This window comes from Aeromonas sp. 62-46, assembly GCF_001898585.1.
In the GTDB taxonomy this organism is placed as follows: domain Bacteria; phylum Pseudomonadota; class Gammaproteobacteria; order Enterobacterales; family Aeromonadaceae; genus Aeromonas; species Aeromonas caviae.
This window is the reverse complement of record NZ_MKUI01000022.1, coordinates 128,370-141,263: the sequence shown is the minus strand read 5'-3', so window position 1 is coordinate 141,263 and position 12,894 is coordinate 128,370. Positions and strand designations below refer to the sequence as shown.

The following is a 12,894-nucleotide window of genomic DNA, read 5'->3' as shown; positions in this document are numbered from 1 at the left end:
TAGCTCAGTTGGTTAGAGCATCGCACTCATAATGCGGGGGTCACAGGTTCGAATCCCGTCATAGCCACCATTATTCTTGCGGAAGTGGCGAAATTGGTAGACGCACCAGATTTAGGTTCTGGCGCCCTAGGCGTGAGAGTTCGAGTCTCTCCTTCCGCACCATCGAAAGCAGTACCAAACAGACCAGCTCAGGCTGGTTTTTTTGTATCCGGCGTTTGCCGCTCTTCTTCCCCTCTCCACGCCATCGCACGCCTGCAACGCCACCTCATGTATCAACGGCTGAGCCTTGTGCTCTCCTCTGCGACGGCGCTATGTCCTGCTCCGGCGTGATGCCGCCCTTTTCATCTCGCAGAGCGCTGCGGGCAATAAAAAGGCGGCCCGCAGGCCGCCATATCGTTTGCTGTCGTCAGAACGGGAAGAACCAGGGGATGGCGATGACGCTGACCACCATCACCAGCAAGGTGAAGGGCACGCCGATGCGCACGAAATCCATGAACTTGTAGTTGCCCGGGCCCAGCACCAGGGTGTTGACCGGCGACGAGACCGGCGTCATGAAGGCTGCCGAGGCGGCGATGGCGATGGTCATGGCAAAGGGATAAGGCGAGACCCCCATCTGATGGGCCGTCCCCAGCGCGATGGGCGCCATCAGCACCGCCGTCGCCGTGTTGGAGATGAAGAGCCCGATGACGGCACAGAGCGCGAAGAGGCTGGCCAGCATCACCCTGGGGCCCATCTCCCCCACTGCCGAGATGAGCGCGCCGACGATGAGATCCACCCCGCCGGTCTGCTGCAATGCAAGGGCAAAGGGCAACATGCCCACGATGAGGATCAGGGTCGGCCAGTGGATGGACTTGTAGGCACTCTCCAGATCGATGCAGCGGAACTTGCCCATCAGCAGGCAGGCGATGAGCGCCGCGATGACGTTGGGCACGGGATCCGTCACCATCAGCACTATCATGACCCCGAGGGCAATCAGGGCGTGGATGGCCTGGCTGCGGGCCGGCGCCATCTCGTCCACTTCCGCAGGCAGGCCCAGCAGCAGAAAATCGCGATGATGGGTCTGCAACTGACGAATGAGGCTCCAGTTCCCCACCACCAGCAGGGTATCCCCCATCTGCAGCGCCTCGTCCACCAGCTTGCCGGTCAGCGCCTCTCCATCCCGGCGGATCCCCACCACGCTCAGACCGTAACGGGAACGGAAGGTCACCTCGCGGATGCTCTTGCCGAGCAGCCGGGAGCCAGGGATGAGGGAGACCTCCGCCATGCCCACCTCCCGCGCCTGGTCGGAGAAATACTCTCCGCGCAATATCATGGGCTCGAGCCGCGCCTCGCTGCAAAACTCCCGCACATCCACCTCGGGATCCGACATGTCGATGAGCAGCACGTCCTTGGCCTGGAACTCGGTCACCCCGGTGACACTGACCATCACCCGCCTGAACTTGCGCCAGCGCTCCATCCCGATGACGTTGGCCCCGAAGCGGGCACGCAATTGCAGCTCGTCGAGGGTCTGGCCGATCAGGGGGGAATCGGGCCGGATCGCCAGTCGGCGTGCCCGCCCGGCCAGCCGGTAGTCACGGATGAGATCCCGCATGGTGCTGCGTCCCATCTGCTTGCTCTTGCCCTCTTCCCCTTCACGCACCAGACGGTTGCGCATCAGCAGCATGTAGAGGATCCCCATCCCCAGAATGATGACCCCCATGGGAGTGAAGCCGAAGAAGCCGAACCCCTGGATGTCGTGCCGCATCAGCTCACTGTTCACCACCATGTTGGGAGGGGTTGCCACCAGCGTCATCATGCCGCTGATAAGGCCGGCAAAGCCGAGCGGCATCATCAGTCTGCCCGCCGGGATCCCCATCCGGTTCGCCACGCTCAGCACCACGGGGATGAAGATGGCCACCACCCCGGTCGAACTCATCACGGCCCCCAGGGTCGCCACCGCCACCATCAGCAGCACCAGCATGCGGGTTTCGCTGCTGCCGGCCACCTTCACCAGGGTATCTCCCACCTGATAGGCGATGCCGGTACGCACCAGCCCCTCCCCCACCACGAACAGGGCGGCAATCAGAATGACGTTGGGATCGCTGAATCCTGCCAGCGCCTGCGGCAGGGTCAGGGTGCCGCTCAACACGAACAGGATGATGATCAACAAGGCGACCACGTCCATGCGCACCTTGTTGGTAATAAACAGGAGAATGGCACCCACCAGCATGCTGAGCACCCAGATCAACTCGGAATTCACACTTGCTCCTTTTGTTCAACGTCAACCACGGCCGGCCTCGGACGCCATCAGACCACAGAGCCCGTCCCCCTGATTTGTTACATATCAAGAAAGAGGAGGCCGCATCATCTCACATTCAGGTTCAGTTGCGGCCATTTTACCGGTCCGTGAACGCAGTCGGTCGCCCTTCACATGTCGGGGTAAAAAGTGCTGCACGCTCCTCCCGCCCCTCCTAAAATGGGCCCGCCGCGGCCTGAGCCGCCCTCTCACCCCTTGCCCTTCGGAGACGACATGACCCAGCACACCCCGGCCTACCCGGCATTCACCTTCTTCAGCCGCTTTGTCGCCGACATCCAGGCTGGCCGAAAGACCATCACCATCCGCGACGAGAGCGAGGCAAACTGGCAGCCCGGCCAGCGCCTGGCCCTGTTCACCAACCCGGAACACCAGCCTTTTGGCACCATTGAGGTCATCTCGGTCAAGGCGGTCGCCTTCGAGGCGCTGAGCGACGAGCACGCCCGTCAGGAGAACATGACCCTCCCCGAGCTTAAAGATGTGATCCGCGATATCTACCCCGCACTGCCGCCCCTCTATGTGATTGAATTCGTGCTGATTGAAGCCTGATTTTGTGAGCTGCCTCAGCTAACGCCGGTTGCGCTCACGGGCCAAAAGCGCACAATGACTGTTTTTATATACAGTCATTGGTGTCTTATGGAAAAACAACTCGAACCGGCCATCGCAGCCATGGTGGCAGACTTCATCGCCGCAGGTCGTCCCAAGGCGAGCCAGCTGAGCTGGCAGGCGCGCCGTGACGGCTACCTAGCCTCTGCCCTGTTGGGCGGTGAGCGGGAAGAGGTGGGCGCCATCGAGGAGTGGCAGGCCGATCACCACGCCATCCGCTGCTATCGGCCCGCAGACAAACCGGACCCCGCGTATCCGGTGTTGATCTATTTTCACGGCGGCTGTTTTGTCAGCGGGGATTTCGAGACCCACGATCGCCAGATGCGGATGCTGTGCAACCGGGCCAGCGCCCTGATCTTCGCCGTACACACCCGCCTCGCCCCGGAACACACCTATCCTGCGGCTCACGACGATGCGCTGGCCGCCACACGGGCCATCATGGCCGAGGTGGAGAAATGGCATGGGGCTCCGGTACGTCTCGCCATTGCCGGCGACAGCGCAGGGGGTCATCTCGCCCTGATCACCACCTTGCGGCTCAAGGCTGCCAACGCCCCCTTGCCCAAGGCCCTGCTGCTTCTCTATCCCATGCTGGATGCCCTCTGCGAGAGCCAAAGCTACCGCGATCTCGGTGACGACTACCTCATTACCCGGGACATGCTCGCAAGCGGTTTTCACGCCTACCTGGGCAGCCTGCCCCCCAGCCATCCCGAAGCCAGCCCGCTCCACCATCCCGCCCTGTCAGGATTGCCGCCGACCCATATCGTCACGGCGGAATATGATCCGCTGCGCGACGAAGGGGAAGCCCTGTATGGCAAGCTGGTGCAGGCTGGCGTCGATGCCACTTGCCAGCGGCAGCATGGCGTCATCCACGGCTACTTCCAACTGGCGGCCATCAGCCCTGCCGCTCGTCAGCTCATCGACCAGATAGCCATGATGCTCAGAAGACTCTGAGTTGGAACCGGCCCCCAAGCCGTGTTAAAAGTGTCTCTTTTGAATCAGGGAGGTAACCCGAGTGTTCGAGATAGCGAGCCTGAAAGAGGGCATGATGCACGGGGTGGAGCTGTTCCAGCTGCTGCTGGAGATCATCTCCATCGCCTGCGTGGTCATCGGCCTTGGCAAGACCCTCTGGCTGGCGGCCAGAGTGCGGGATCACGAGCCCGGCTTTCCCCGTATCCGCCTCTGCTTCGGCAGCTGGCTCATCCTGGCGCTGGAGTTCCAGCTCGCCGCCGACATCCTTGCCACCACGGTGGCCCCGAGCAAGGAGGAGCTGGTGCGCCTCGCCATCATCGCGGTCATCCGCACCTTCCTGAACTACTTCCTCGGCAAGGAACTCGATGCCCAGGCCGAGCGCCAGCAACCCGAGCCTGTCAGGTCACCTTCCCGCCCCGACGCCCGATGAGCGGGCTGAGTGGCACAAGGCCACGACACGGAAGGAAAGGCACCAGCCTGATCCCATGAAGAGGGCTCCCCGCGGGGAGCCCTCTTTGTATCCGATAGCAACCATCAGACGTGCTTGCTGGCCAGCTCGTGGCGCTTCAATGCCAGCAAGGTGACCAGCAGGGCGGCGGTGGCGATCAGCGCCATGCCGATATAGGTGGCGCTGAAACCGGGTGCCAGTTCGGCCGGGCTCAGGCTGGCCAGATTGGGGCTGCTGCCTGCCGGCAGGGCGGCATGGAACAACACGGCGCAGATGGCGACACCGACCGCCCCACCCAGCTCCCGGCCGAAGTTGAACAGGGACATGCCGATGCCGCGATCTTCCCGCGGCAGGGCATTTTGCACCACCACCGACAGCGCCGGCAGCACCAGACCCAGCCCCAATCCGGCAAACCCCAGTCCTACTCTGGCCCAGACGTCGAAGTGGATCTGCCACAGGGCCAGCGCCGACAGGGCGAACCCCACCACCACGAAGCGCCGGTAGTAACCGGTGCGGCCGATCAGCTTGCCGCCGACGAAGGCCCCCGCCGTGATGCAGACCATGAAGATCACCATGATCCCGCCACTGTCACTGGCACTCATCCCCTTTTGCCACTGCATCTGCAACGGCAGGTAGACCAGCACGGCAAACATCAGCAGCTGCGAGGCCAGCGCCAGCAGTACGCTCACCAGATAACCCGGCAGGCGCACCAGGTGGGCCGGCAGTATGGGGTCGTGGGCCCGCCGCTCCACCAGGATCAGCAGCAACAAGGCCGCCCCCAGCGCAGCCGCGAGCCAGACGGCGGGCAAGGCCGCCTCCGGCGAGAGCAGCAACAGGGTGAGGGGGGTGACCGTGATGAGCAGTGCCGCTCCCTTCCAGTCGAAGCGGCTGTAGCGGCGCACATTGAGGTGACCCAGATTGCGGTTCACCAGCCAGAGGGCGATAGCGCCGAGCGGCAGATTGATCCAGAAGATCCAGCGCCAGCTGAGCTGCTCGGTAAAATAGCCACCGAGCAGCGGGCCTGCGATGCTGGAGACCGCATAGACCACCGAGATATACCCCTGATACTTGCCCACCTCCCGTGGCGGAATACAGTCGGCGATCACGGTAAAGGCGAGTGCGATCAGCCCCCCGCCCCCCAACCCTTGCAGCACGCGGGCGGCCAGCAGGGTTGGCAGATCCTGGGCCAGGGCGCAGGCCACGGATCCCGCCAGAAACAGGCCGATACCGATGTTGAGCATGCGTACCCGGCCGAACATGTCGCTCAACTTGCCATAGATGGGCAGGGCCGCAGTGGCCGCCAGTAGATAGGCGGTCACGACCCAGGTGAGGGCGGCACCGGCGTTCAGCTCAACCCCTATGATGGGCAAGGGCGTGGTGACGATGCTCTTTTCCAGTGAGCCCAGGGCGATCACCAGGGCCACGCTCGAGAAGACGGTTTTGGGGGACATAGGCAGGCTCGCTCATGTGAGATATCGGCACAGGGGTGCAAGGCACATTATTGTCTCATAAATCATTAGCCGATGGTCAAAACCACTGCCAACCATGATGAAGGTCGCGACATCTGCGAGCCGGATCTGCTAGGGTGAATCTTTGCCGAAGAGGACGCCCCCCATGCCCCAGTCATCCCCCTGCGATCATCACCAGAGTGAACAGCCCCGATTCGACGAGTACGACGCCCTGATCTTCGACATGGATGGCACCCTGGTGGACTCCATGCCTCTGCACCTGGATGCCTGGGAAATCACCAGTGCCGAGTTCGGCCTGCCGTTTGATCGGGCACAGCTCAACGAGTACGGCGGCATCCCCACCCGCAAGATAGTGACCATGCTGGCAGAGCAGCACGGGATGACCATCGACGTGGAAGCCTTTGCCCGGCGCAAGGTGGCCCTCTACCTGGCACGGATCGACGACGTCCGGGTGTTTCCCGCCATGTGGGAGCTGGTCAGGCAGTACCACGGCAAGGTGCCCATGGGCATAGGCACCGGCTCAACCCGGGAACATGCGGCGCACATCCTGCGTCAGACCGGGCTCGATGCCTTCATCTCCGTGCTGGTGAGTGCCGATGATGTGGTCAATCACAAGCCCCACCCGGACACCTTCCTGAAAGTGGCCGAGCAGCTCGGCGCCAACCCGGCCAACTGCCTGGTGTTTGAAGACACCCGGATAGGCATTCAGGCGGGCAAGGCCGCCGGCATGACCACCTTGCTGGCCACCGAAGGGGCACTGCAACGGGTGTGAGCGGTGCGGGCCCATCCTAACCGACTGGCCCGCACCAGTTTACTCGGCCTCATTCTCCCCCTGCTTCCCACCTGCCGGTGCCGGGCCGTCCGGCCGCTCAAATCCCAGATCTGACATGCAGTTGTCAAATTCCGACTCCCCCGGTTTGCCATGCTCCTTGCAGCTCTCAAACGCCGCTTTCATCTCGGCCGACAGCTCGCGCGGAGGCTTGGGCGGGGTACGGCTGCCCTGATCGCCCGCTGCGGCGGTCAGAGTAGTGAGGGAAAACAGCAAAGGCAGAACAATCTTCATGGCATGACTCCAAAACGGGTGGCATACACCGGCATGGTGCGGCGATGGCCCACGGCAGCGGGCGGCATCATGCTAGCGAATCGCCGCGAACTGATGGGTCAAGGGGAGGTAAAGAGGGTGTCAGGTCGGCGTAAATCCATAAAAAACGCCCCAGGCGGGGCGTTGTTTTCATGGCGGCCATTACATGGCGTTGGTGGATTCGAAGATCTTGTCGGCCGACGCTTCGACGAAGCCAGGGTAGAGCACGCCGTCGGCCTGCGGGTAGCGCAGGGCAAACTCGTAAAAGCAGCTCGGGATGGTGCGCACGCCGTCGCTGAAGGGCACCTCGGCCTTGTCTGCCATGGTGGAGGATTGCTCCAGCATCACCTCGGGATCGCCCTTCACCTCGCCGCCAACGGTGTTGAGCACGAAGCCTGCCGCCTTGAGCGCCGCATTCACCTGCTGGATGGTGTCGAAGTCCTTCAGGCGGTTGATGTTGACGGTGAAGTGGTTGGCACGATAACCCCAGGCGGCCATCCAGGCGGCGTACTCGCTCTCTGCCAGCAGGGTCTGGTAGTCGGTGTGGGAGACCTGCCAGGGCGCGCCGGCGTAGAGGAAAGCCGGGGTGTCGGTGAGGTGATCGGGTACCTGATCCACCAGCTTGTGGATGATGGCCTGGGCACCTTCGGAGAGCTCTTCCACCTTCAGCTCGCTGATGAACACCTTGGGCGCATCAGGATCTTTATGCTCGAAGTGTTTGGCATAGAGCTTCTTGGCCTTGAACACATACTCGCCCTTCTCTTCGTACCCCAGGGCACGGAAGTGGGCCGCCAGTTTCTCGAGACCGAGCTTGGGCAGGTTGTAGGTCCGAAACGCCACGTGATCGTTGATGATGGGGGCACCGCCGCCCAGCAGTTGATGAACCTTGTGAGCACTGGGGGTGACCTGAATGTAGTTGTCCCACAGATGGCCAAACAGGGTGTCGATATCCTTTTGCATCTCTCTTTCCTTTGATTGCGGGTACAGACAGGGGCACCTGTTCAGTGCCCCTCTTTTATTTTCTTGTTATCAGAAGGTCAGACCGGGAGACAGCTGATCCGGCATAGCAGCCTTGCTGTCTTCGACGGAGGCGACCGGGTAAGCACAGTAGTCGGCGGCGTAGTAGGCGCTCGCTCTGTGGTTGCCGGAGGCACCGATGCCGCCGAAGGGGGCGGCACTGGAAGCACCGGTAATGGGCTTGTTCCAGTTGACGATACCGGCACGGATGCGCTTGAAGAAGTGGTTCCAGTCCGCTTCGTTGTCACCGAGCAGGCCGGCCGAGAGACCGAAACTGGTGGCGTTCGCCTTCTCGATGGCCGCATCGAAGTCGTCGTAGCGAATGAGCTGCAGCAGCGGGCCGAAGTACTCTTCATCCGGCAGCGCACTGACCGCGGTCACGTCGATGATGCCCGGGGAGACAAAGCCGGTGCCCGCTTCCAGGTGCTTGAGGGCAAGCAGGCTTTCACCACCGAGGCGCTGCAGGTTTGCTTGCGCCTCGACCATACCCAGTGCGGCCTTCTCGCTGATCATGGCGCCCATGAACGGCTGCTCGGCGGCGTCATAGAGGCCGACCTTGATCTTGCCGACCACCTCCACCAGGCGCTTGACCAGGGCATCGCCCCGCTCGCCGCGCTCGACAAACAGACGGCGCGAGCAGGTGCAGCGCTGGCCGGAGGTAATGAAGGCGGACTGCACGATGGCATGGACGGCGCCGTCGACGTCGCTCACATCTTTCACTATCAGCGGGTTGTTGCCCCCCATCTCCAGTGCCAGGATCTTGCCCGGCTGGCCGGCAAACTGCTGATGCAGGAAGTGGCCGGTACGGGAGGAGCCGGTGAAGAAGAGGCCGTCGATGTCCGGGTTGCCGGCCAGCGCCTTGCCGGTGTCGACCTCCCCCTGCACCAGGTTGAGCACCCCCTTGGGCAGCCCCGCCTCCTGCCACACCTTGACCATGGCTTCAGCCACCATGGGAGTCAGCTCGGAAGGCTTGAACACGACCGCATTGCCGGCGATGAGCGCCGGCACAATGTGGCCGTTGGGCAGGTGGCCCGGGAAGTTGTAGGGGCCGAACACGGCCACGACGCCATGGGGCTTGTGGCGCACGAACGCCTTGGCGCCCGGCATGGGGTTTTCCACCGTGCCGGTACGCTCGTCATGGGCACGGATGGAGATGGCAATCTTGCCCTGCATGGCCGCCACTTCAGTGCGGGTCTCCCACAGGGGCTTGCCGGTTTCACGGGCGATGGTCAGGGCCAGCGCCTCCTTGTGCTCGCCGAGCAGGTCGGCATAGCGGCGCACGATGGCAAGGCGCTCTTCAAGGGCCAGATCGGACCAATGGTAGAAGGCCGTGCGGGCCGCCTTGACGGCCGCATCCACCTGGGACTGGCTTGCCGCCTCACCACGCCAGATCACCTCGTTTTTGGCCGGGTCGATGGATTCGAACGGCTTGCCTTCACCGGCCAGCCACTGGCCATCGATACACTGGACTAAAGACATCATCAATTCACTCCCTGTGGGTACGCAGGCCACCTCGGCAGCCTGTCTCAATGCTGTGCTGCGGGGCGGGTCAATCCAGATCGACGACGCGCACCATGTCGCCATTTTCCACCTTGAGGGCGGCCGCCATCTTGGGCGGAATGATGGCTTCGTGCTTGTCCAGATCGACCCGGATGTTGCCGTAGCAGGCGCGGTATTGCTCGAACCTGGTGTTGCAGATGAGGTAGGTATGGCCGCCGATGGGCTCACCCACCAGCACCGCCAGCTTCTGGCTGCGGCGCACGCTGCGAATGTTCTTCACCTCGCATTCGACGGTGGGGCCGGCGTCGAAGATGTCGACATAACCGCGATTCACGAACCCCTCATCCTGCAGCATCTTGAGGGCAGGCCGGGTCTTTTCGTGGGTCTTGCCGATGACGGCGCGCGCCTCGTTGCTCAGCAGATTGACGTAGATGGGGTACTTGGGCATCAGCTCGGCGATGAAGCGCTTCTTGCCGATGCCGGTGAGATAGTCGACGGTGGGAAAATCCATCGAGAAGAAATGTTTTTGCAGCCACTCGTAGAAGGGGCTGTGGCCGTTGCCATCGGAGACACCACGCATCTCGGCAAAGACGGTACTGTCAAACAGCTCGGGGTGTTCGGCCATGAACAGGAAACGGTGCTTGGAGAGCAGACGGCCGTTGAGCCCATCGCGGGCGCATTCACGCAGAAACAGGGTGCAGAGCTCGGAATTGCCGGTGTAGTCGTTGGAGAGGGTGAGGGTTTCCACGACATTGTAGATGCCGAGCTTGGGGGAGGAGTGCACCACCTTGCCGATGTGATAGTTGTAGAACGCCTGGGACAGGCCGACCGCCGCGTCGATGGCGCAGGTACCGACCATCTCCCCGGTCTCCAGATCCTCGGCCACGAAGAAATAGAGGCACTCGCCCTTGCCGGCGGGCTTGTCCAGGAAGGTCTGGGTCGAGGCATCGATCTTGCGTTGCAGCAGCTCGTCGTTGACCGGCAAGGATGTCATGCCGGTGCCGGATTCGATGGCACAGGTCTTGAGGCCGGCGAAGTCGCGCTGCTCGATAGGACGGATAACCAACATAAATGACAACTCCCTTTCATTGACGACAGGTGGGGTCCCGGCTCCTGCCGGGAGGGCTCCCCACCTCAATTTGGATCAGGCGTTGACCACCTGAGCGACCGCTTTCTCGAACCGTGCCAGCCCTTCCTTGATGTCTGCTTCCGGGATCACCAGGGAGGGGGCAAAACGCACCACGTTGGTACCGGCAACCAGCGCCATCAGGCCCTGATCGATGGAGGCGAGCAGGAAGTCGCGAGAGCGGCCCTTGAAGTCATCGTTGAGCACGGCGCCCAGCAGCAGGCCCTTGCCGCGCACTTCGCTGAAGCAGTGGTACTTGGCGTTGATGGCTTCCAGCCCTTCGCGGAACAGCTGCTCGCGCTGCTTGATGCCGCTCAGCACTGCCGGGGTGTTGACCACGTCGATCACCGCCTCGGCCACGGCACACGCCAGCGGGTTGCCGCCGTAGGTGGAGCCGTGAGTGCCCACTTTCAGGTGGGAGGCGATCTCGGTGGTGGTCAGCATGGCCCCGATGGGGAAGCCGCCGCCCAGCGCCTTGGCGCTGGTGAGGATGTCCGGGGTGATGCCCAGACCCATGTAGGCAAACAGCTCGCCGGTACGACCGACACCGGATTGCACCTCGTCATAAACCAGCAGGGCGTTGTGCTTGTCGCACAGCTCGCGCACCCCCTTGGCAAACTCGTCGGTGGGGCTGATGATGCCACCCTCGCCCTGCAGCGGCTCCATCACCACGGCGCAGGTGTTGTCGGAGATGACGGCAGCCAGCTCCTCCAGGTTGTTGTAGGCGACGTGGGTGATGTCGGCAGGCTTGGGACCGAAGCCATCGGAGTAGGCAGCCTGGCCGCCGACGCTGACGGTAAAGAAGGTACGGCCGTGGAAGCCCTGGTGGAAGGCGATGATCTGGGTCTTGTGGGCCCCGAACTTCTCGATGGCGTAGCGGCGGGCCAGCTTGAGGGCCGCTTCGTTCGCTTCGGCGCCGGAGTTGCAGAAATAGACCTTCTCGGCGAAGGTGGCGGCGACCAGTTTCTTGGCCAGGCGCAGGGCTGGCTCGTTGGTCATCACGTTGGAGAGGTGCCACAGCTTCTCACCCTGGGATTTCAGGGCCTCGACCAGTTTGGGATGGCAATGGCCCAGGCCATTGACCGCGATCCCGCCCGCGAAATCCACATACTCGCGACCTTCCTGATCCCAGACACGTGACCCCTCGCCGCGCACCGGGATGATTTTGGCCGGCGCATAGTTGGGAACCATCACTTCATCAAACACTTCACGTGTCACTGCCAACAACTCTGACATATTGCTCTCCTGCTATCTCGCGGCAGAATAATCCACCGCCCAAAAGTTAAATCCGTGTAAACGTGGCGGAATTATCACAGAAAAAAAGTAAAAAGTCTGTAACTTAACCGCCTATAAGGAACAATGTTCGATTGCCTTTGAGATTTTAGGCAACCGCATTGCATAACGGCTCAGGGGGTGTTGGCAAGAGATAATTTGGACAGGGAGGAGGGTGAATAAAGTCTCAGGGAAATTTTTTTTTGCCTCATGACGGTTTTGAGACAGACATCGCAATTTTTTCAGGAAACGGCCAAAAAGTTGGCCAGCAACTGGTGCCCCTGTTCGCTCAGAATACTCTCCGGATGGAACTGCACTCCCTCCAGCGCCAGCGTTTTATGCCGCAGCCCCATGATCTCGTCCTGGCTGCCGTCGGCATGTTCGCTCCAGGCGGTGACCTCGAAACAGTCGGGCAGCGACGCCGCCTCCACCACCAGTGAATGATAGCGGGTCACCCGTAGCGGGTTGTTGAGCCCCTTGAACACCCCCTCCCCTTTGTGACGGATGAGAGATGTCTTGCCGTGCATCACCTGACGGGCACGCACCACCCGGGCACCAAAGGCCTGTGCCAGCGACTGATGGCCGAGACAGACGCCGAGGATGGGGATCTCGCCGGCAAAACGGGAGATGGCGGCCAAAGAGATGCCCGCCTCGTTTGGCGTGCAGGGGCCGGGAGAGATCACCAGATGGCGGGGGGCAAGCCGGGCTATCTCCTCCAGGCTCAGCTCATCGTTGCGCCTGACCACCACCTCTTGCCCCAGAGCGCCGAAGTATTGCACCAGGTTCCAGGTAAAGGAGTCGTAGTTGTCGATGAGTAGCAGCATGCAAAAAAACCCTGGGAATAAGACAGAGACGGTGATCGGACAGCCCGTTGCGAGCGCGGGCAGACAAACGCCGCGCATTCTGGCATGTCTCATTGCGTTAATAAACCGGCGATCACCTCACCTGCTGTGCAGTCTGTCCGCTCTTCAATGGCGATCCAGGCCTGTCGACCCCACCCGGCGGTGGGCCTGTCCCCGACCGGGCAGCATCAGCCGCTCCATGTCAGGATGGCAAGGTAAAAGAGACGGGAGGCGACCGGGAAAAGGGCACAGGTCGTGACAGGCAGATGGG

Annotated in this window: 12 protein-coding genes and 1 tRNA gene; 5 read left to right on the top strand and 8 right to left on the bottom strand. The window is 62.1% G+C overall.

The window, feature by feature from the left end; genetic code table 11:
* Positions 1-78 precede the first annotated feature (78 nt).
* Positions 79-162, top strand: a tRNA-Leu gene (locus BGO64_RS08235).
* A gap of 244 nt (positions 163-406) precedes the next feature.
* Here BGO64_RS08235 and BGO64_RS08230 read toward each other — a convergent pair.
* Entirely contained in the window at positions 407-2,239 is a 1,833-nt protein-coding gene (locus BGO64_RS08230; RefSeq protein WP_286700444.1) for an SLC13 family permease, read from the bottom strand.
* 270 nt (positions 2,240-2,509) lie between these two features.
* Here BGO64_RS08230 and yqfB point away from each other — a divergent pair, with 270 nt between their 5' ends.
* The 3 genes from yqfB to BGO64_RS08215 all read left to right on the top strand — a co-directional run bounded on the left by yqfB (position 2,510) and on the right by BGO64_RS08215 (position 4,298).
* Positions 2,510-2,842 (top strand): N(4)-acetylcytidine aminohydrolase, encoded by a 333-nt coding sequence (gene yqfB / locus BGO64_RS08225; protein WP_041215617.1) that lies wholly within the window; start codon positions 2,510-2,512, stop codon positions 2,840-2,842.
* Positions 2,843-2,929: 87 nt separating this feature from the next.
* Entirely contained in the window at positions 2,930-3,850 is a 921-nt protein-coding gene (locus tag BGO64_RS08220) for an alpha/beta hydrolase (protein WP_286700443.1), read from the top strand.
* A gap of 61 nt (positions 3,851-3,911) precedes the next feature.
* On the top strand, positions 3,912-4,298 hold the full coding sequence (locus BGO64_RS08215) for a DUF1622 domain-containing protein (protein ID WP_010673839.1): 387 nt from the start codon (positions 3,912-3,914) through the stop codon (positions 4,296-4,298).
* A 104-nt stretch (positions 4,299-4,402) separates the two neighbouring features.
* Here the strand turns inward: BGO64_RS08215 and BGO64_RS08210 are convergent, their stop codons facing one another.
* Positions 4,403-5,767 (bottom strand): MDR family MFS transporter, encoded by a 1,365-nt coding sequence (locus BGO64_RS08210; RefSeq protein WP_286700442.1) that lies wholly within the window; start codon positions 5,765-5,767, stop codon positions 4,403-4,405.
* Positions 5,768-5,930: 163 nt separating this feature from the next.
* Here BGO64_RS08210 and BGO64_RS08205 point away from each other — a divergent pair, with 163 nt between their 5' ends.
* Positions 5,931-6,557 carry an HAD family hydrolase gene (locus tag BGO64_RS08205; protein ID WP_201932359.1) on the top strand — a complete coding sequence of 209 codons (627 nt, stop codon included), beginning with the start codon at positions 5,931-5,933 and terminating at the stop codon, positions 6,555-6,557.
* A gap of 39 nt (positions 6,558-6,596) precedes the next feature.
* On the opposite strand, the gene BGO64_RS08200 is transcribed toward BGO64_RS08205, so the two are convergent.
* The 6 genes from BGO64_RS08200 to BGO64_RS08175 form a co-directional block, all read right to left on the bottom strand.
* Entirely contained in the window at positions 6,597-6,848 is a 252-nt protein-coding gene (locus BGO64_RS08200) for a hypothetical protein (RefSeq protein ID WP_048207156.1), read from the bottom strand.
* A 180-nt stretch (positions 6,849-7,028) separates the two neighbouring features.
* Positions 7,029-7,826, bottom strand: a complete 798-nt coding sequence (locus tag BGO64_RS08195) for a DUF1338 domain-containing protein (RefSeq protein WP_039039589.1) — start codon at positions 7,824-7,826, stop codon at positions 7,029-7,031.
* A 69-nt stretch (positions 7,827-7,895) separates the two neighbouring features.
* Positions 7,896-9,365: a succinylglutamate-semialdehyde dehydrogenase gene (astD, locus tag BGO64_RS08190; RefSeq protein ID WP_286700441.1), complete on the bottom strand. Its 1,470-nt coding sequence runs from the start codon at positions 9,363-9,365 to the stop codon at positions 7,896-7,898.
* Positions 9,366-9,432: 67 nt separating this feature from the next.
* A complete protein-coding gene (gene astA / locus BGO64_RS08185) occupies positions 9,433-10,452 on the bottom strand; it encodes an arginine N-succinyltransferase (protein WP_128344357.1) in 1,020 nt (339 codons plus the stop codon).
* A 75-nt stretch (positions 10,453-10,527) separates the two neighbouring features.
* Positions 10,528-11,745: an aspartate aminotransferase family protein gene (locus BGO64_RS08180; protein ID WP_039039586.1), complete on the bottom strand. Its 1,218-nt coding sequence runs from the start codon at positions 11,743-11,745 to the stop codon at positions 10,528-10,530.
* 278 nt (positions 11,746-12,023) lie between these two features.
* Positions 12,024-12,605 carry an aminodeoxychorismate synthase component II gene (locus BGO64_RS08175; RefSeq protein WP_041215622.1) on the bottom strand — a complete coding sequence of 194 codons (582 nt, stop codon included), beginning with the start codon at positions 12,603-12,605 and terminating at the stop codon, positions 12,024-12,026.
* Positions 12,606-12,894: the final 289 nt, after the last annotated feature.

Bases quoted from the DNA above. Each gene is read 5' to 3' on its own strand.
- yqfB (WP_041215617.1), top strand. From the start codon at position 2,510: ATGACCCAGCACACCCCGGCCTACCCGGCATTCACCTTCTTCAGCCGC.
- BGO64_RS08220 (WP_286700443.1), top strand. From the start codon at position 2,930: ATGGAAAAACAACTCGAACCGGCCATCGCAGCCATGGTGGCAGACTTC.
- BGO64_RS08210 (WP_286700442.1), bottom strand. From the start codon at position 5,767: ATGTCCCCCAAAACCGTCTTCTCGAGCGTGGCCCTGGTGATCGCCCTG.
- BGO64_RS08205 (WP_201932359.1), top strand. From the start codon at position 5,931: ATGCCCCAGTCATCCCCCTGCGATCATCACCAGAGTGAACAGCCCCGA.
- BGO64_RS08200 (WP_048207156.1), bottom strand. From the start codon at position 6,848: ATGAAGATTGTTCTGCCTTTGCTGTTTTCCCTCACTACTCTGACCGCC.
- BGO64_RS08195 (WP_039039589.1), bottom strand. From the start codon at position 7,826: ATGCAAAAGGATATCGACACCCTGTTTGGCCATCTGTGGGACAACTAC.
- astD (WP_286700441.1), bottom strand. From the start codon at position 9,365: ATGATGTCTTTAGTCCAGTGTATCGATGGCCAGTGGCTGGCCGGTGAA.
- astA (WP_128344357.1), bottom strand. From the start codon at position 10,452: ATGTTGGTTATCCGTCCTATCGAGCAGCGCGACTTCGCCGGCCTCAAG.
- BGO64_RS08180 (WP_039039586.1), bottom strand. From the start codon at position 11,745: ATGTCAGAGTTGTTGGCAGTGACACGTGAAGTGTTTGATGAAGTGATG.
- BGO64_RS08175 (WP_041215622.1), bottom strand. From the start codon at position 12,605: ATGCTGCTACTCATCGACAACTACGACTCCTTTACCTGGAACCTGGTG.